This window comes from Kluyvera sp. EC_51 (assembly GCF_019584505.1).
Taxonomy (GTDB): domain Bacteria; phylum Pseudomonadota; class Gammaproteobacteria; order Enterobacterales; family Enterobacteriaceae; genus Kluyvera; species Kluyvera sichuanensis.
In genome coordinates this window covers 1-17,575 of sequence record NZ_VDAG01000111.1, presented here as the reverse complement: position 1 = coordinate 17,575, position 17,575 = coordinate 1, and the positions used below count along the sequence as shown (strand labels likewise).

17 protein-coding genes are annotated in these 17,575 nt (G+C 55.1%); 9 read left to right on the top strand and 8 right to left on the bottom strand.

What is annotated here, in order from left to right:
- The first annotated feature begins 16 nt into the window (after nucleotides 1-16).
- The 5 genes from dnaE (at nucleotide 17) to tilS (ending at nucleotide 8,547) form a co-directional block, all read left to right on the top strand.
- A complete protein-coding gene (gene dnaE / locus FHC49_RS21570; protein WP_220440827.1) occupies nucleotides 17-3,499 on the top strand; it encodes a DNA polymerase III subunit alpha in 3,483 nt (1,160 codons plus the stop codon).
- 12 nt (nucleotides 3,500-3,511) lie between these two features.
- Complete coding sequence (accA, locus tag FHC49_RS21565; protein WP_220440826.1) at nucleotides 3,512-4,471, top strand: acetyl-CoA carboxylase carboxyl transferase subunit alpha; 960 nt, start codon at nucleotides 3,512-3,514, stop codon at nucleotides 4,469-4,471.
- A gap of 105 nt (nucleotides 4,472-4,576) precedes the next feature.
- Nucleotides 4,577-6,715, top strand: a complete 2,139-nt coding sequence (ldcC, locus tag FHC49_RS21560) for a lysine decarboxylase LdcC (protein ID WP_220440825.1) — start codon at nucleotides 4,577-4,579, stop codon at nucleotides 6,713-6,715.
- 62 nt (nucleotides 6,716-6,777) lie between these two features.
- Entirely contained in the window at nucleotides 6,778-7,167 is a 390-nt protein-coding gene (locus tag FHC49_RS21555) for a VOC family protein (RefSeq protein ID WP_185669209.1), read from the top strand.
- Nucleotides 7,168-7,230: 63 nt separating this feature from the next.
- On the top strand, nucleotides 7,231-8,547 hold the full coding sequence (gene tilS, locus FHC49_RS21550) for a tRNA lysidine(34) synthetase TilS (protein WP_220440824.1): 1,317 nt from the start codon (nucleotides 7,231-7,233) through the stop codon (nucleotides 8,545-8,547).
- Between the two features lies 1 nt (nucleotide 8,548).
- Here the strand turns inward: tilS and rof are convergent, their stop codons facing one another.
- Nucleotides 8,549-8,809 carry a Rho-binding antiterminator gene (gene rof, locus FHC49_RS21545; protein ID WP_035891978.1) on the bottom strand — a complete coding sequence of 87 codons (261 nt, stop codon included), beginning with the start codon at nucleotides 8,807-8,809 and terminating at the stop codon, nucleotides 8,549-8,551.
- Nucleotides 8,796-8,996 (bottom strand): YaeP family protein, encoded by a 201-nt coding sequence (locus tag FHC49_RS21540; RefSeq protein ID WP_035891979.1) that lies wholly within the window; start codon nucleotides 8,994-8,996, stop codon nucleotides 8,796-8,798. The genes rof and FHC49_RS21540 overlap by 14 nt, the downstream gene beginning before the upstream one ends.
- A gap of 176 nt (nucleotides 8,997-9,172) precedes the next feature.
- On the opposite strand from FHC49_RS21540, the gene FHC49_RS21535 reads away from it, so the two are divergent.
- From FHC49_RS21535 to nlpE, 3 genes are read left to right on the top strand one after another with little or no spacing between them, the layout of a single operon-like run.
- Entirely contained in the window at nucleotides 9,173-9,718 is a 546-nt protein-coding gene (locus FHC49_RS21535) for a YaeQ family protein (RefSeq protein ID WP_220440823.1), read from the top strand.
- A complete protein-coding gene (gene arfB, locus FHC49_RS21530) occupies nucleotides 9,715-10,128 on the top strand; it encodes an alternative ribosome rescue aminoacyl-tRNA hydrolase ArfB (protein WP_185669207.1) in 414 nt (137 codons plus the stop codon). The genes FHC49_RS21535 and arfB overlap by 4 nt, the downstream gene beginning before the upstream one ends.
- Nucleotides 10,129-10,164: 36 nt before the next feature.
- On the top strand, nucleotides 10,165-10,866 hold the full coding sequence (gene nlpE, locus FHC49_RS21525; protein ID WP_185669206.1) for an envelope stress response activation lipoprotein NlpE: 702 nt from the start codon (nucleotides 10,165-10,167) through the stop codon (nucleotides 10,864-10,866).
- A 108-nt stretch (nucleotides 10,867-10,974) separates the two neighbouring features.
- Here the strand turns inward: nlpE and proS are convergent, their stop codons facing one another.
- The 6 genes from proS to metN all read right to left on the bottom strand — a co-directional run bounded on the left by proS (nucleotide 10,975) and on the right by metN (nucleotide 16,560).
- Nucleotides 10,975-12,693: a proline--tRNA ligase gene (gene proS, locus FHC49_RS21520; RefSeq protein ID WP_185669205.1), complete on the bottom strand. Its 1,719-nt coding sequence runs from the start codon at nucleotides 12,691-12,693 to the stop codon at nucleotides 10,975-10,977.
- Between the two features lie 113 nt (nucleotides 12,694-12,806).
- The gene (gene tsaA, locus FHC49_RS21515) at nucleotides 12,807-13,514 is read right to left on the bottom strand and encodes a tRNA (N6-threonylcarbamoyladenosine(37)-N6)-methyltransferase TrmO (RefSeq protein ID WP_220440822.1); all 708 of its coding nucleotides are present in this window, start codon (nucleotides 13,512-13,514) and stop codon (nucleotides 12,807-12,809) included.
- On the bottom strand, nucleotides 13,511-13,915 hold the full coding sequence (gene rcsF, locus FHC49_RS21510) for an Rcs stress response system protein RcsF (protein ID WP_185669203.1): 405 nt from the start codon (nucleotides 13,913-13,915) through the stop codon (nucleotides 13,511-13,513). The genes tsaA and rcsF overlap by 4 nt, the downstream gene beginning before the upstream one ends.
- 111 nt (nucleotides 13,916-14,026) lie before the next feature.
- Nucleotides 14,027-14,842, bottom strand: a complete 816-nt coding sequence (gene metQ / locus FHC49_RS21505) for a methionine ABC transporter substrate-binding lipoprotein MetQ (RefSeq protein ID WP_035891986.1) — start codon at nucleotides 14,840-14,842, stop codon at nucleotides 14,027-14,029.
- Between the two features lie 40 nt (nucleotides 14,843-14,882).
- Nucleotides 14,883-15,536, bottom strand: coding sequence for a methionine ABC transporter permease MetI (locus FHC49_RS21500; protein WP_185669202.1), 654 nt, complete (start codon nucleotides 15,534-15,536; stop codon nucleotides 14,883-14,885).
- Nucleotides 15,529-16,560 (bottom strand): methionine ABC transporter ATP-binding protein MetN, encoded by a 1,032-nt coding sequence (gene metN, locus FHC49_RS21495; RefSeq protein WP_220440821.1) that lies wholly within the window; start codon nucleotides 16,558-16,560, stop codon nucleotides 15,529-15,531. Before metN ends, FHC49_RS21500 begins: the two co-directional genes overlap by 8 nt.
- 188 nt (nucleotides 16,561-16,748) lie before the next feature.
- Here metN and gmhB point away from each other — a divergent pair, with 188 nt between their 5' ends.
- Nucleotides 16,749-17,312, top strand: a complete 564-nt coding sequence (gene gmhB, locus FHC49_RS21490) for a D-glycero-beta-D-manno-heptose 1,7-bisphosphate 7-phosphatase (RefSeq protein WP_185669200.1) — start codon at nucleotides 16,749-16,751, stop codon at nucleotides 17,310-17,312.
- Nucleotides 17,313-17,575: the final 263 nt, after the last annotated feature.

The window sequence follows — 17,575 nt, the reverse complement described above, 5'->3', positions numbered from 1 at the left end:
AAACCGGAATCTAAAGATGGCTGAACCACGTTTCGTGCACCTACGGGTGCATAGCGACTACTCCATGATCGATGGGCTGGCAAAAACCGGGCCGCTGGTGAAAAAGGCGGCCGCGCTTGGCATGCCTGCGCTGGCGATCACCGATTTTACCAACCTGTGCGGCCTGGTGAAGTTCTACGGAGCGGGCCACGGCGCCGGGATCAAGCCGATCGTCGGCGCGGATTTTAACGTTCAGAGCGAGCTGTTCGGCGACGAACTTACCCATTTAACGGTGCTGGCGGCCAATAATACTGGCTACCAGAACCTGACGCTGCTCATCTCCAAAGCCTACCAGCGCGGCTACGGTGCGGCGGGCCCGATCATCGATCGTGACTGGCTGGTTGAGCTGAAAGAGGGGCTGATTTTGCTCTCCGGCGGCCGTATGGGCGACGTCGGACGCAGCCTGCTGCGTGGCAATATGGCGCTGGTGGATCAGTGCGTTGATTTTTATGAAGAACATTTCCCAAACTGCTATTTCCTCGAGCTGATTCGTACCGGCCGCCAGGATGAAGAATCTTACCTGCATGCGGCGGTAGAGCTGGCGGAAACGCGCGGCCTGCCGGTGGTGGCGACCAACGATGTGCGCTTCCTCGAGCCGGGCGACTTCGACGCACATGAAATCCGCGTCGCCATCCACGATGGTTTTACCCTCGACGATCCGAAACGTCCGCGTAACTACTCCGCGCAACAGTATATGCGCAGCGAAGACGAGATGTGCGAGCTGTTCTCAGACATCCCAGAAGCGCTGGAAAACACCGTTGAAATCGCCAAACGTTGTAACGTCACGGTGCGTCTGGGCGAGTACTTCCTGCCGCAGTTCCCGACCGGCGATATGACCACTGAGGACTTCCTCGTCGTCAAATCACGCGAGGGCCTGGAAGAGCGTCTGGCATTTCTGTTCCCCGATCCGAAAGTGCGCGAAGAGAAGCGCCCGCCGTACGATGAACGTCTGGAGATAGAACTTAAAGTTATCAACCAGATGGGCTTCCCCGGCTACTTCCTGATCGTGATGGAGTTTATCCAGTGGTCAAAAGATAACGGCGTGCCGGTTGGGCCGGGGCGTGGTTCCGGTGCCGGTTCTTTAGTGGCCTATGCGCTGAAAATTACCGACCTCGATCCGCTGGAGTTTGACCTGCTGTTCGAACGCTTCCTTAACCCGGAACGTGTCTCGATGCCCGACTTCGACGTCGACTTCTGCATGGAGAAACGTGACCAGGTTATCGAGCACGTAGCGGAGATGTACGGCCGTGATGCGGTATCGCAGATCATCACCTTCGGTACCATGGCAGCGAAAGCGGTTATCCGCGACGTAGGCCGCGTTCTGGGCCACCCGTACGGCTTCGTTGACCGTATTTCTAAGCTGGTGCCGCCCGATCCCGGGATGACGCTGGCGAAAGCTTTTGAAGCTGAACCGCAGTTGCCGGAAATTTATGGGGCGGATGAAGAGGTTCGCGCGCTAATTGATATGGCGCGTAAGCTTGAAGGTGTCACCCGAAACGCCGGTAAACACGCCGGTGGCGTGGTGATCGCACCGACCAAAATTACCGACTTTGCGCCGCTGTACTGCGATGAGCAGGGTCTGCACCCGGTTACCCAGTTCGATAAGAACGATGTCGAATATGCCGGTCTGGTGAAGTTCGACTTCCTCGGCCTGCGTACGCTCACCATCATCAACTGGGCGCTGGAGATGATCAACGCCCGGCGTGAGCGTAACGGCGAGCCGCCGCTGGATATCGCGGCCATTCCGCTCGACGATAAGAAAAGCTTTGATATGCTGCAGCGCTCGGAGACCACCGCGGTCTTCCAGCTTGAATCCCGCGGCATGAAAGACCTGATTAAACGTCTGCAGCCTGACTGCTTCGAAGATATGATCGCACTGGTGGCCCTGTTCCGCCCGGGTCCGCTGCAGTCGGGGATGGTAGATAACTTTATCGACCGTAAGCACGGGCGTGAAGAGATCTCTTACCCGGACGTACAGTGGCAGCATGAATGCCTGAAGCCGGTGCTGGAACCCACGTATGGCATTATCCTGTATCAGGAACAGGTCATGCAGATTGCCCAGGAGCTTTCCGGCTATACCCTCGGCGGCGCGGATATGCTGCGTCGTGCAATGGGTAAGAAAAAGCCGGAAGAAATGGCCAAGCAGCGCGGCACCTTTGAAGAAGGGGCGAAAAGTCGCGGTGTTGATGGCGAACTGGCGATGAAAATCTTCGACCTGGTAGAGAAATTCGCCGGTTACGGGTTTAACAAATCGCACTCCGCTGCGTATGCTTTAGTCTCCTATCAGACGCTGTGGTTGAAAGCGCACTATCCCGCTGAGTTTATGGCAGCGGTAATGACCGCCGATATGGATAACACCGAGAAGGTGGTTGGTCTGGTGGATGAATGCTGGCGAATGGGGCTAAAAATCCTTCCGCCGGATATCAATTCCGGTTTATATCATTTCCACGTTAATCATGACGGGGAAATCGTGTATGGTATCGGCGCGATTAAGGGCGTGGGTGAAGGCCCAATTGAAGCGATCATCGAAGCGCGTAATAACGGCGGCTACTTCCGCGAGCTGTTTGACCTTTGCGCGCGCACCGATACCAAAAAGCTCAACCGCCGGGTGCTGGAAAAATTGATCATGTCCGGGGCGTTTGACCGCCTTGGCCCACACCGCGCCGCGCTGATGAATTCGCTGGGCGATGCGTTAAAAGCAGCTGACCAGCACGCGAAAGCGGAAGCTATTGGTCAGGCAGATATGTTCGGCGTGTTGGCCGAAGAGCCAGAGCAAATTGAGCAGTCCTATGCGAACTGCCAACCCTGGCCTGAACACACGGTACTGGAAGGTGAGCGGGAAACGTTAGGCTTATACTTAACGGGTCATCCGATTAACCAGTATCTCAAAGAAATTGAGCGCTATGTCGGCGGCTATCGCCTGAAAGACATGCATCCGACAGAACGTGGTAAAGTGACCACGGCTGCGGGGCTCGTGATTGCTTCAAGGGTTATGGTCACCAAGAGAGGCAATCGTATCGGTATCTGCACCCTGGATGACCGATCTGGACGGCTAGAAGTGATGTTATTCACCGAAGCCTTGGAAAAATACCAGCATCTGCTGGAAAACGACCGCATACTTATCGTCAGCGGACAGGTCAGCTTTGATGACTTCAGCGGCGGCCTTAAAATGATGGCCCGCGAAGTGATGGACATTGACGAAGCCCGGGAAAAATACGCTCGCGGGCTTGCTATCTCGCTGACGGACAGGCAAATTGATGACCAGCTTTTAAACCGACTCCGTCAGTCTCTGGAACCCCATCGTTCGGGAACCATTCCAGTACATCTCTACTATCAGAGGGCGGATGCACGTGCGCGGTTGCGTTTCGGTGCAACCTGGCGTGTCTCTCCGAGCGATCGTTTACTCAACGATTTGCGTGGCCTCATCGGTTCGGAGCAGGTGGAACTGGAGTTTGACTAATACAGGAATACTATGAGTCTGAATTTCCTTGATTTTGAACAGCCGATTGCAGAGCTGGAAGCGAAAATCGATTCTCTGACTGCGGTTAGCCGTCAGGATGAGAAACTGGATATTAATATCGACGAAGAAGTGCATCGTCTGCGTGAAAAAAGCGTAGAGCTGACGCGCAAAATCTTTGCCGATCTCGGCGCATGGCAGGTAGCCCAACTGGCGCGCCATCCGCAGCGCCCGTACACCCTGGATTATGTCCGCCTGGCGTTTGATGAATTTGACGAACTGGCGGGCGATCGCGCCTATGCTGACGATAAAGCTATCGTTGGCGGTATCGCACGTCTGGACGGTCGTCCGGTGATGATCATTGGTCATCAGAAAGGTCGCGAAACCAAAGAGAAGATTCGCCGTAACTTCGGTATGCCGGCACCTGAAGGCTACCGTAAAGCCCTGCGTCTGATGGAGATGGCAGAGCGCTTCAACATGCCTATCATTACCTTCATCGACACCCCGGGTGCTTACCCTGGCGTGGGCGCAGAAGAGCGCGGTCAGTCCGAAGCTATCGCACGCAACCTGCGTGAAATGTCTCGTCTGAGCGTACCGGTTATCTGTACCGTTATCGGCGAAGGCGGCTCCGGCGGCGCGCTGGCTATCGGTGTGGGCGATAAAGTGAATATGCTGCAGTACAGCACCTATTCCGTTATCTCTCCGGAAGGCTGTGCGTCCATTCTGTGGAAGAGCGCCGACAAAGCACCGCTGGCAGCAGAAGCTATGGGCATCGTTGCGCCACGTCTGAAAGAGCTGAAGCTTATCGACTCTATCGTTCCTGAACCGCTGGGTGGCGCACACCGTAACCCAGAAGTCATGGCGGCATCCCTGAAGGCACAGCTGCTGGCTGACCTTGCGGATCTCGACGTGCTGAGCAAAGAAGATCTGCTGAACCGTCGCTATCAGCGCCTGATGAGCTACGGCTACGCCTAACGATTTCGTTAAGACCTTGCTGAAAAGGGCCACAGTTTGTGGCCCTTTTTTATTGTCTGCGTTCTACCTGCGCTATGATAGGTAAAGGATTTCCAGGAGGAACGCATGAATATTATCGCCATTATGGGCCCGCACGGCGTCTACTACAAAGACGAACCGATTAAGGAGCTGGAAGGCGCACTGCTGGCGCAAGGCTTCAAAATTATCTGGCCACAGAACAGTGCCGACCTGCTGAAGTTTATCGAACACAACCCGCGTATCTGCGGGGTGATTTTTGACTGGGACGAATACAGCGTCGATCTCTGCGGCGAGATTAATCATCTTAATGAATATCTGCCGCTCTACGCTTTTATCAATAACCACTCGACGATGGACGTTAGTGCGCACGACATGCGCATGGCGCTGTGGTTCTTTGAGTATGCGCTGGGTCAGGCCGACGATATCGCCACGCGCATTCGGCAGTACACCGACGAATACCTCGATAACATCACGCCGCCGTTCACCAAAGCGCTGTTTACCTATGTCACGGAAGGTAAATACACTTTCTGCACGCCGGGGCATATGGGTGGGACGGCCTACCAGAAAAGCCCGGTGGGCTGCCTGTTCTATGATTTCTTCGGTGCCAATACCCTGAAGGCTGACGTGTCGATTTCCGTCACCGAGCTGGGCTCACTGCTGGATCACACCGGGCCGCACCTTGAAGCCGAAGAGTATATCGCCCGCACCTTTGGCGCCGAGCAGAGCTACATGGTGACCAACGGCACTTCAACCTCGAACAAAATCGTCGGTATGTACGCCGCACCGAGCGGCAGTACGCTGCTGATTGACCGCAACTGCCATAAGTCGCTGGCACATCTGCTGATGATGAACGACGTTGTGCCGCTATGGCTGAAGCCGACGCGCAATGCGCTGGGGATCCTTGGCGGCATTCCGAAGCGCGAGTTTACCCGCGACAGCCTGCAGCAGAAGGTGAACAGCACCGATGGCGCCGAGTGGCCGGTGCACGCGGTGATCACTAACTCCACCTACGACGGCCTGCTGTATAACACCAACTGGATTAAACAGACGCTGGATGTACCGTCGATTCACTTCGACTCGGCCTGGGTGCCCTATACCCATTTCCACCCGATCTATCAGGGCAAAAGCGGCATGAGCGGCGAGCGGGTGCCGGGCAAGGTTTTCTTCGAAACCCAGTCCACGCACAAGATGCTGGCGGCGCTGTCACAGGCCTCTTTAATCCACATTAAGGGTGACTACGACGAAGACACCTTCAACGAAGCCTTTATGATGCACACCTCCACCTCGCCAAGCTACCCGATCGTTGCCTCGATAGAGACGGCGGCGGCCATGCTGCGCGGTAACCCCGGAAAAAGGCTTATCAATCGCTCGGTGGAACGCGCGCTGCATTTTCGTAAAGAGGTTCAGCGCCTGCGCGAAGAGTCGGACAGCTGGTTCTTTGATATCTGGCAGCCGGAAGCCATCGACGAAGCAGAATGCTGGCCGGTGTCACCTGGTGAAGAATGGCACGGCTTTAGCGATGCTGACGCCGATCATATGTTCCTCGACCCGGTGAAGGTGACGATCCTGACGCCAGGGATGGATGAACAAGGCAATATGAGCGACGAAGGGATCCCCGCCGCGCTGGTGGCGAAATACCTCGATGAGCACGGCGTAGTGGTGGAAAAAACCGGGCCGTACAACCTGCTGTTCTTATTTAGCATTGGGATCGATAAAACTCGCGCGATGGGGCTGCTGCGTGGGCTCACCGAGTTTAAGCGCGCCTACGATCTTAACCTGCGGGTCAAAAATATGCTGCCGGATCTCTACGCCGAAGATCCGGACTTCTATCGCAATATGCGTATTCAGGATCTGGCGCAGGGGATCCACCGCCTGATTCGCCAGCACGATCTCCCGCGCTTGATGCTGCGTGCCTTTGACGTGCTGCCGGAGATGAAGCTCACCCCGCATCGGGCGTGGCAGAAACAGATCAAAGGCGAGGTGGAAACGGTAGCGCTGGAAGATCTGGTGGGGCGCGTCTCGGCCAATATGATCCTGCCGTATCCGCCGGGCGTACCGCTATTGATGCCGGGTGAGATGATCACCGAAGAGAGCCGTTCGGTACTCGATTTCCTGCTGATGCTCTGCTCCGTTGGGCGACATTATCCTGGCTTTGAGACCGATATTCACGGTGCAAAACGCGATGAAAATGGCGTCTACCATGTGAGAGTCCTAAAAAACCATTGAGGGGTTGCGTGATAACGGCCTGCACGAGTAACGTGCTGATAAACGGTTAACGGAGACAAACAATGCTGGGATTAAAACAGATTCATCACATTGCCATTATTGCGGCCGATTACGCTAAGAGTAAGTCCTTTTACTGCGACATTCTGGGCTTTACGCTGCAAAGCGAAGCCTATCGGGAAGCGCGTGATTCATGGAAAGGCGACCTGGCGCTAAACGGTCAGTATGTGATTGAGCTGTTCTCCTTCCCGTTTCCGCCAGCGCGTCCAAGCCGCCCGGAAGCCTGCGGTCTGCGTCATCTGGCGTTTAGCGTCGATGACATTGATGCGGCGGTGGCGCACCTTGAGGCGCACGGCGTGGCTTGTGAAGAGATCCGTATCGACCCGTTTACCGATAAGCGTTTTACCTTTTTCAATGATCCAGACGGTCTGCCGCTGGAGCTCTACCAGCAGTAAGGCTTGCCACTGAGCGCCCGGCCCGGTAACGTGCCGGGCTATATCTCCCATTACGATATCGCTATGACATCATCTTCGATCGCGCAACGACTCTCACCGCACCGCCAGTTTCTGGTGGCGTTCAGCGGTGGCCTCGACTCAACGGTGCTGTTGCACCAATTGGTCTGCTGGCGACGGCAGGAGCCAACGGTATCGCTGCGCGCGATCCATATTCACCACGGTATTAGCCAGAACGCCGATAGCTGGGTAAAACACTGTCAGCAGGTCTGCGCGCAATGGCAGGTGCCGCTGCTGGTGGAGCGGGTGACACTGGCGCAGAGTGGCATTGGGCTGGAAGCGGAAGCCAGAACCGCGCGCTATCAGGCGTTTCGCGAGGTGCTTATGCCGGGTGAAGTGTTGGTCACTGCACAGCATCTGGACGATCAAAGTGAAACCCTGCTGTTAGCGCTTAAACGCGGCAGCGGGCCCGCCGGACTTTCGGCGATGCCAACGCATACGGCGTTTGGCGATTCGCAACTCATTCGTCCGTTGCTACAGGAAACCCGTGCGGCGTTGCAGCAGTGGGCGCAGACGCATGCGCTGACGTGGATTGAGGATGAGAGCAACCAGGACGACGCCTACGACCGCAATTTCCTGCGTTTGCGCGTCCTACCGTTACTCAACGCCCGCTGGCCCCACTTTGCCGAAGCGGCGGCCAGAAGCGCGGCGCTCTGCGGTGAGCAGGAACAACTGCTGGATGAGCTGCTGGCCGATGAGCTTGCACGGCTGCGTACGGATGCCGGGACGTTGACCATCGAACCGATGATGGCAATGAGCGCGCCAAAACGGGCGGCGATTTTGCGCCGCTGGCTGGCGTGGCACGGTGCGCCGATGCCTTCGCGTGAGATGCTCGCGCGGGTATGGCAGGAGGTAGCGCTGGCGCGGGAAGACGCGACGCCTTGCCTGCGTCTGGGCAACTTCGAGATTCGCCGCTATCAGCAGCAGCTGTGGTGGGTGAAGGCGCTTGAGGGGCAAACGGAATCGGTGCTGGAATGGGCTGACCGAACAATGCCGCTGGCGCTGCCGGGGGAACTCGGTGAACTGCACTGCATCGCCGGAGGCGATATTCGCCCACCGCAGGCAGATGAACCGGTTTCCGTGCGGTTTAAAGCGCCTGGGATGCTGCATATTGTCGGGCGTCATGGCGGCCGTAAGCTAAAGAAAATCTGGCAGGAACTGGGCGTGCCGCCCTGGCTGCGCGATACCACGCCGTTGTTGTTTTATGGTGAAACGCTTATTGCGGCTGCCGGTGGCTTTGTGACGGTCGACGGGGCGTGTGAAGCAGGTGAGGGCATTGCGCTGAGGTGGGATAAAACGGGCAGCGACGCCGCCCGTGATTGAATCATGATTCGCTAACGACCACGGTCCCGATTTCGGGGTGGCTGAAGCTGGTAATACGGTCGAGGCGCAGTTCGCGCAGTTCACCCGCGCTATCGACGACCAGATATTCCACGTTTTTACGCGATAAAAGATCATGAGCCTTGGCTTGCAGCACTTCGCCGTCTTTCAGCTCCAGTGACAGGACGAGGTGGTGCTGGCAGGCGAGCTCAAGATTGTCATAGTCATCACAATTGATGGGTTGATAAGTATCATTCATCGACATAATCGCTCACCAGTAAGTTTGCCGCCGCATACGCGGCTTTTTCCCTGATTGATTCGGAAATGGCATTATCCGCCGCAACATCGTTCAACACTTTCAGTACACAACCTAGCGCATCCGGGATATACCCCAAATCACCGCTCGCAATCTCTGCGTAGCGTTGACGAATCAACTCACAATAGTTGCCCACGTGCCCTCCTGTCTGCGCTTCAATAAGCCTATGAAGATAATCTCTGTTTAGCAAGGTGACTATATCATACTCATTTAAGCATTATCAGCGGGATGAGTGATGGCGGATGCAATTCAGGACAGCCTTTTGGCCCTGATTTCGCTACAATGACCCCCATTTTTCGCAGGAGTGAAGTCATGGCGCTGAAAGCAACAATTTATAAAGCGGTGGTGAATGTCGCGGATCTCGACCGCAACCAGTTTCTGGACGCGTCGTTAACGCTGGCTCGCCATCCTTCCGAAACCCAGGAGCGCATGATGCTGCGCCTGCTGGCGTGGATTAAGTACGCGAATGAACGTCTGCAGTTTACCCGTGGGCTCTCTTCTGAAGACGAGCCGGAAGTGTGGTTACGTAACGATCACCTTGGCATCGATCTGTGGATTGAACTGGGTCTGCCGGACGATCGTCGGATTAAAAAAGCCTGCAGTTTGTCTCAGGAGGTGGCGTTGTTCACCTACAATAGTCGTGCTGCGGAAATCTGGTGGCAGCAGAACCAGAACAAGATGGCGGGCTTTAAAAACCTGACGATCTGGTACCTCGACGACGAACAGCTGGCGAAGCTGAGTGCCTTTGCCGAGCGTACTATGACGCTACAGGCGACGATTCAGGAATGCGCGATCTGGCTTTCTGACGCTCAGAATAATCTGGAAATTCATCTGACGCCGTGGCAACTGCCGGCATGATTGTTATCTCCCGGCAGGTGAGTATTCCGGACACGGAGTTGACGATTACCGCCATCCGGGCGCAGGGAGCGGGCGGTCAGCACGTGAATAAGACCTCAACGGCAATTCACCTGCGTTTTGACATCCGGGCCTCCAGCCTGCCAGAGTATTATAAAGAGCGCCTGCTCGAAGCCAGCCACCACTTAATTTCTGCCGATGGTGTGATTATTATTAAGGCGCAGGAGTACCGCAGTCAGGAAATGAACCGTGAAGCGGCGATCGCTCGCCTGGTTTCGGTTATCCAGACGCTGACTGCAGAACAAAAAAGCCGACGACCAACGCGCCCAACCCGGGCATCGAAGGAGCGGCGGCTAACGTCGAAAGCGCAAAAGTCTTCAGTAAAAAACTTGCGCGGTAAAGTTCGCTATTAAGCCGGACGTGGATGTAATAAGAATAAGGAATTGAGGGTGAAAAAAGCGATATTGGCCATTGCGGCTACGGGGATGCTGTTTGGGCTTTTCGGATGCAATCATTCGGAAGTGAAGACCCTGAAACCGACTCAGGCGGCAGAGTTGACGCCGATGCAGCAAAGCTGGCGCGGGGTGATCCCTTGCGCTGATTGCGAAGGCATTGAAACCTCGCTGTTCCTCGAGAAGGACGGTACCTGGGTGATGAACGAACGCTACCAGGGCGTGAGCCGCGAGCCGTCATCATTTGGCTCCTACGGTACCTGGGCGCGCACCGCCGATAAGCTGGTGCTGACCGACAGCGAAGGCGAGAAGTCTTACTATCGCGCGAAGGGCGAAAAGCTGGAGATGCTTGACCGCGAAGGTAATCCGATCGAGTCAAAGCTTAACTACACGCTGGAACCGGTGAAAGCTAGCCTGCCAACCACGCCGATGGCGATGCGCGGAATGTACTTCTATATGGCCGATGCGGCCACCTTCACCGACTGCGCTACGGGGCAGCGCGTGGCGGTAGCCAATAACGCGCAGCTGGAACGTGATTACGCCGCCGCACAGGGTAGCGACAGCAAGCCGATTCTGCTGGTGGTCGAAGGGCACTTTACCGTTGAACCGAATCCTGATACCGGTGCGATGGTGAAAACGCTGGCGACCGACAAAGCCGGGACGTTTGCCCCGGGTAAAGACTGTACCAGCGCGAAATAACGGTATTTATAGACCGGGATAAGCACAAATAAAAAGCCTCGCAAATGCGAGGCTTTTTTGTCGCCAGGACGAGGCGGTAACGCCGACGCCGGGAAGGCATCGAGCGGATTAGCCCTTAATGGCTTTCACCAGGTAATCCACGATGTCGCCGGTTTTAATCAGCTGCTTCTCGCCGTTACGACGGTATTTGTATTCGATATCGTCGTTGTCGAGGTTACGGTCGCCCAGCACGATGGTATGAGGAATACCGATCAGCTCCATATCGGCGAACATCACGCCTGGACGCTCTTTACGGTCGTCCATCAGCACTTCGATACCCTGCGCGCGCAGCTCAGCGTACAGCTTCTCAGCCAGCTCCTGAACGCGGTAGGACTTGTGCATGTTCATTGGCAGAATGGCAACCTGGAACGGTGCAATGGCGTCTGGCCATACGATGCCGCGGTCGTCAAAGTTCTGCTCAATAGCAGCGGCAACCACACGAGTCACACCGATACCGTAGCAGCCCATGGTCAGGGTCTGGTTACGGCCGTCTTCGCCCTGTACGGAGGCTTTCATCGCTTCGGAGTACTTGGTACCCAACTGGAAGATGTGGCCCACTTCGATACCACGTTTAATCAGCAGCGTACCTTTACCGTCTGGGCTTGGGTCACCGGCAACCACGTTACGAATGTCAGCGACTTCTGGCGTCGCCACGTCGCGATCCCAGTTGATACCGAAGTAGTGTTTACCGTCGATGTTAGCGCCGGCTGCGAAATCGCTCATCACGGCAACGGTACGGTCGATAATGACCGGAATTGGCATGTTGATTGGGCCGAGAGAGCCTGGACCGGCTTTCACCAGTGCACGAATCTCTTCTTCTGTGGCGAAGGTCAGCGGGCTGGCTACCTGTGGCAGTTTTTCCGCTTTCACTTCGTTCAGTTCGTGATCGCCGCGAACCAGCAGGGCAACCAGCGGAGACTTGCTGCCTTCAACTGCTTTCACCAGCAGCGTTTTCACGGTCTTCTCGATTGGCAGATTGAACTGCTCAACCAGCTCAGCGATGGTTTTCGCGTTTGGCGTATCGACCAGGGTCATTTCCTGGGTAGCCGCTGCGCGAGGTTCTTTCGGTGCCACGGCTTCAGCAAACTCGATGTTTGCCGCGAAGTCGGAAGAGTCAGAGAAGATCACATCGTCTTCGCCGCTCTGCGCCAGTACCTGGAATTCGTGGGAAGCGCTGCCGCCAATAGAACCGGTATCAGCCTGTACTGCACGGAAATCCAGACCCATACGGCTGAAGATCTTGCTGTAGGCCGCATACATCGCGTCGTAGGTTTCCTGCAGGGATTCCTGAGAGGTATGGAAAGAGTAAGCATCTTTCATCAGGAACTCGCGGGAACGCATCACGCCAAAGCGTGGACGCACTTCGTCACGGAATTTGGTCTGGATCTGATAGAAGTTCAGCGGCAGCTGTTTGTAAGAGCTCAGCTCGTTACGAATCAGGTCGGTGATAACTTCTTCGTGGGTTGGACCCAGTACGAATGAACGATCGCCACGGTCTGCAATACGCAGAAGTTCCGGGCCGTACTGTTCCCAACGGCCGCTCTCTTCCCACAGTTCAGAAGGCTGAACTACCGGCATTAACACCTCGATCGCACCGGCGTTGTTCATCTCTTCACGCACGATGTTTTCGACTTTTTTCAGGACGCGCACGCCGGTCGGCAGCCAGGTGTATAACCCGGAGGCCAGCTTGCGGATCATCCCAGCGCGCAGCATCAGCTGGTGGCTGATAACCTCGGCGTCGGCAGGTGTCTCCTTCAGAGTGGAGAGCAGGTATTGGCTAGTACGCATGTTGTTACGGTTCCAGTTGAACGATCGAACAGGCTCAAGTCGAGCCTGGCACAAAAACAAAAGTGATTTAGTTTACCAGCGAGAAAGGGATGTCAAAAGAGAGCGCGGAGAAATTACCGGGCTTCCAGGGCAAAGACCTCAAATCCTGACGGTGTTACGCGCCAGCGGACGTTAAAGTCCAGCAGCCAGACGGCGTAGGTTTTTCCCTCTTCCTCGTTCTTACGATAGGCCGGACGCGGGTCCTGGGCCAGCACTTCGGCAATAAAATGACGTAAATGCGGATAGCGTTTTTCCAGACCGATAAGCTGCTGGGCAATCTCATCGCTGAAAGTGACCTCAACATCGGCCTGCGGCGCATCCTGAGCGTAGCTGGCGCGCGCGTCAGGAAGCGACTCGGCGAACGGCAGGTAGGGTTTAATATCGACTACCGGTGTACCGTCCACTAAATCGAGCCCGCCGAGTTCAAGAATCACGTGTTCTTTCTGGCAGCGAACGCCGCGCAGCTCAACCAGCGACATTCCGATAGGGTTCGGACGGAAGGTTGAGCGTGTGGCGAATACACCCATCCGTGCATTTCCGCCGAGGCGAGGCGGTCGTACCGTGGGGCGCCAGCCGCCTTCCATCGTCTGATGGAAAACGAACAGCACCCACAGATGGCTGAACGCTTCCAGGCCGCGTACGGCATCGGCCTGGTTGTAGGGGGGCAGCAGGTGCAGCTCACCGCTGCAGCTTTTGACCAGCCCTGGCTGGCGAGGTACGGCAAACTTCTCTTTATAAGGAGAACGGATAACGCCTATTTGTTCAAAAACGAATGGGCTCATTGTGCGCTGACGTTAAGGGCTGAACCGACGCATACTGCCTGACGGTAGCAGCCAGGCGCACCGCTGGTGACTTCGCAGCTGTGCAGCAGCACCGCATTGGCTTTCATTTTAGAGGCGTTAATCTGCATGCGTTTGCGTGCAGTTGGAATATTCGGTGGTGAATCCTGATTAGTGGCCTGGCATGAATCACCGGAGACTTCGCCCAGATCGCGGAATGGTTTACCGACCAGATCTTCAGCGTTGGTGATAATTCTCACCGGCGTAGCGCGGGGCGCTTTAGGTTTCGCGGTCTCCGTTTTTGCGGGGGTCGCAGTGCTTTGAATAGGTTCAACAGGAGATCTGTTTAGCATGGAACAGCCACCTAACAGGAGCGCTAATAAACAGACCGGTAAAGCACGCATAGTAATTCCTCTATAAAGGGTAGACCAGAGGGGCTATTGAATCAGGTGCTTGCATAAATGACAAGACGGGCATGCGCCCGTCTTGAAAGATACTGCTTAGCGGTAATGCGATTACCAGCCTTTAACAGCGCCGCCGTTAAAGATTTTGTTCGCTGCTTCGTACACTTCGTCAGACTGGTAAGCCTGAACGAATTTCTTCACGTTTTCAGCGTCTTTGTTATCTTCGCGGGTCACGATCAGGTTCACGTACGGAGAGTCTTTACCTTCAACGAAGATACCGTCTTTCGCCGGGGTCAGGTTGATCTGGCTGGCGTAAGTGGTGTTGATAACGGCCAGAGCAATTTGCGCATCGTCCAGGGAACGTGGCAGCTGTGGAGCTTCCAGCTCAACAATCTTCAGGTTTTTCGGGTTCTCAGTGATATCCAGCGCGGTTGGCAGCAGACCCACGTCATCTTTCAGTTTGATCAGGCCCACTTGCTGCAGCAGCAGCAGGGAGCGACCGAGGTTAGTCGGGTCGTTTGGCACTGCAATCTGGGAGCCCGGCTGCAGTTCATCCAGAGATTTGATTTTCTTGGAGTAGCCTGCAATTGGGTAAACGAAGGTATTACCAACGGAAACCAGTTTGTAGCCACGGTCTTTGATCTGCTGATCCAGGTATGGTTTGTGCTGGAAGGCGTTGGCGTCGATGTCGCCTTTGCTCAGCGCTTCGTTTGGCAGAACGTAATCGTTGAAGGTAACCAGCTCAACGTCCAGGCCATATTTTTCTTTCGCGACTTTCTGCGCAACTTCAGCAACCTGCTGTTCTGCACCGACGATCACGCCGACTTTAATGTGGTTTGGATCTTTCTCGTCCTGGCCGCAACCAACAAGTGCCAGAGAACCAATCAGGGCTCCAACTGCCGCAAAGGTTTTAAAATTGAACGCCATGCTTATATCCTTAAACTTTTGAGTTGTGTTGTGTGTAACGCTATTTATGAGTGACTGCCCGAACGATACGATCGCCAGATACTTGAATTAAATAAACCAGAACGACCAGCAATACCAGTACTGTATTCATCACTACAGCATTATATCCAATGTAGCCATACTGATAGCCAATCTGGCCCAGACCGCCGGCACCGACGGCACCGCCCATCGCGGAGTAGCCAACCAGCGTAATCAGCGTGATGGTTGCCGCGTTCACCAGGCCTGGCAGCGCTTCTGGCAGCAGGACTTTACGCACGATCTGCATCGGTGTGGCGCCCATTGCGCGGGAAGCTTCAATCAGCCCGGTCGGGATTTCCAGCAGGGCGTTTTCCACCATACGTGCAATAAACGGTGCCGCACCGACCGTCAGCGGAACGATCGCTGCCTGCAGGCCGATAGAGGTACCGACAATAATGCGGGTAAATGGAATCATCCATACCAGCAGGATAATGAACGGGATGGAACGGAAGATATTCACCAGCGCAGAGAGAATGCGGTAGAGCTTGCCATTCTCAATGATTTGCCCCGGACGCGTGGTATATAAAAGCACGCCGACCGGCAGACCAATCACGAAACCGAAAAAGCCCGACACGAATGTCATCGCCAGCGTTTCCCAGACGCCGCGCGCCAGTAACCACATCATGGCCTCAGACATAACCCAGTACCTCTACTTTTACATGGTGTTGCTGCAGCCAGGCGATGGCTGCTTGCGTATCTTCAGGCGTGCCGTGCATCTCCGTCAGCATAATGCCGAACTTCACGCCGCCCGCGTAATCCATCTGCGCGCTAATAATGTTGTTGTTCACGTTAAAGCGACGTGCGGTTTCCGACAGCAGCGGAGCATCTACCGAATGGCCGGTAAACTCCATGCGCAGCATCGGTACGCTATCGGCAGTCTGCGCTTCTTTCAGACGCGCCTGGTAATCTTCTGGAATATCCAGATGCAGCGTGGACTGAATAAACTGCTGTGCCAGCGGGGTCTTCGGATGAGAGAAGACTTCGCTCACCGTATCCTGCTCAATAAGCTCGCCGTTGCTGATAACCGCTACACAGTCGCAGATGCGCTTTACCACATCCATTTCGTGGGTGATGAGCAGAATCGTCAGGCCCAGGCGACGGTTAATGTCTTTCAGCAGCTCGAGGATGGAGCGAGTGGTTGCCGGATCCAGCGCGCTGGTGGCTTCATCACACAGCAGAACCTTCGGGTTGCTGGCCAGCGCACGGGCAATCGCCACGCGCTGTTTTTGCCCACCGGACAGGTTCGCCGGGTAGCTATCATGCTTGTCGCCCAGACCGACGAGGTCCAGCAGCTCAGTGACGCGACGTTTTACTTCATCTTTAGGCGTGTTATCGAGTTCCAGCGGCAGCGCAACGTTGCCAAACACCGTGCGTGAAGAGAGCAGGTTAAAGTGCTGGAAGATCATGCCAATCTGGCGACGCGCTTTGGTCAGCGCCGCTTCGGACAGTGCGGTAAGTTCCTGGCCGCCAACCTGAACGCTGCCTTCAGTCGGGCGTTCAAGCAGGTTGACGCAGCGAATCAGCGTACTTTTACCTGCACCGGATGCGCCAATGACGCCATAAATTTGTCCCGCAGGCACGTGCAGGCTAACGTTGTTCAGCGCCTGAATGGTGCGGTGGCCCTGCTGGAACACCTTGGTGATATTCGAAAGTTTAATCATTAGATTATTTATTATCGGTTAGGAGTTATCCGTGGCATTTTCTTCTGCCAGAGACGGGCGATGACCGTCAACAAAACGGATGTTAAGGCATCTAGACGGCTAAATCAATCTGATTTATGCGATCGACGCTTTCTTGCCTGTCGAAACATGCGATACTAAGAATACATGCCTTATTCAGGAGCAACACGGTGGCAAAGTCTGTACCCGCTATTTTTCTCGATCGTGATGGCACGATTAATGTCGATCATGGCTACGTTCATGAAATCGATGAATTTGAGTTTATTGATGGCGTTATCGACGCCATGCGCGCATTAAAAGAGATGGGCTATGCGCTGGTGCTGGTCACTAACCAGTCTGGTATTGCTCGCGGGAAGTTTACCGAAGCACAGTTTGAAACGCTGACGGAATGGATGGACTGGTCTCTCGCAGACCGCGGTGTCGATCTCGACGGCATCTACTATTGCCCGCATCACCCGCAGGGAACCGTAGAAGAGTACCGCCAGGTGTGTGATTGCCGTAAACCGCATCCGGGAATGTTCAAATCAGCGCAGGAGTTTCTGCACATTGATATGGCTTCTTCTTATATGGTCGGTGACAAAGTAGAAGACATGCAGGCAGCTACTGCGGCGAACGTGGGTACTAAAGTGCTGGTGCGTACGGGGAAACCTGTCACCGAAGAAGCGGAAAAAGCCGCGGATTGGGTGATTAATAGCCTTGCAGACCTGCCTGCAGCTATCAAGAAGCAGAAATAAGCGGCAAAAAGGCGAAAAGGTGAGCGGTTGAAAGAAAAATGCATTTTTCCTCTTGTCAGCCTGAATTAACTCCCTATAATGCGGCCCCACTGAGACGGAACAACGGCAAACAAGCCGCCGGGTCAGCGAGATTCTCCTGAGAATCTTGACAGAGAAAAGCGAAATTAAACGCTTGACTCTGAAAGAGGAAAGCGTAATATACGCCACCTCGCAACAGTGAGCGAAAGCCGTGTTGCACTGCTCTTTAACAATTTATCAGACAA

Bases quoted from the DNA above. Each gene is read 5' to 3' on its own strand.
- FHC49_RS21500 (WP_185669202.1), bottom strand. From the start codon at position 15,536: ATGTCTGAGGCCATGATGTGGTTACTGGCGCGCGGCGTCTGGGAAACG.
- FHC49_RS21535 (WP_220440823.1), top strand. From the start codon at position 9,173: ATGGCGCTGAAAGCAACAATTTATAAAGCGGTGGTGAATGTCGCGGAT.
- rof (WP_035891978.1), bottom strand. From the start codon at position 8,809: ATGTCGATGAATGATACTTATCAACCCATCAATTGTGATGACTATGAC.
- arfB (WP_185669207.1), top strand. From the start codon at position 9,715: ATGATTGTTATCTCCCGGCAGGTGAGTATTCCGGACACGGAGTTGACG.
- proS (WP_185669205.1), bottom strand. From the start codon at position 12,693: ATGCGTACTAGCCAATACCTGCTCTCCACTCTGAAGGAGACACCTGCC.
- accA (WP_220440826.1), top strand. From the start codon at position 3,512: ATGAGTCTGAATTTCCTTGATTTTGAACAGCCGATTGCAGAGCTGGAA.
- rcsF (WP_185669203.1), bottom strand. From the start codon at position 13,915: ATGCGTGCTTTACCGGTCTGTTTATTAGCGCTCCTGTTAGGTGGCTGT.
- FHC49_RS21555 (WP_185669209.1), top strand. From the start codon at position 6,778: ATGCTGGGATTAAAACAGATTCATCACATTGCCATTATTGCGGCCGAT.
- ldcC (WP_220440825.1), top strand. From the start codon at position 4,577: ATGAATATTATCGCCATTATGGGCCCGCACGGCGTCTACTACAAAGAC.
- dnaE (WP_220440827.1), top strand. From the start codon at position 17: ATGGCTGAACCACGTTTCGTGCACCTACGGGTGCATAGCGACTACTCC.
- metN (WP_220440821.1), bottom strand. From the start codon at position 16,560: ATGATTAAACTTTCGAATATCACCAAGGTGTTCCAGCAGGGCCACCGC.
- tsaA (WP_220440822.1), bottom strand. From the start codon at position 13,514: ATGAGCCCATTCGTTTTTGAACAAATAGGCGTTATCCGTTCTCCTTAT.
- metQ (WP_035891986.1), bottom strand. From the start codon at position 14,842: ATGGCGTTCAATTTTAAAACCTTTGCGGCAGTTGGAGCCCTGATTGGT.
- tilS (WP_220440824.1), top strand. From the start codon at position 7,231: ATGACATCATCTTCGATCGCGCAACGACTCTCACCGCACCGCCAGTTT.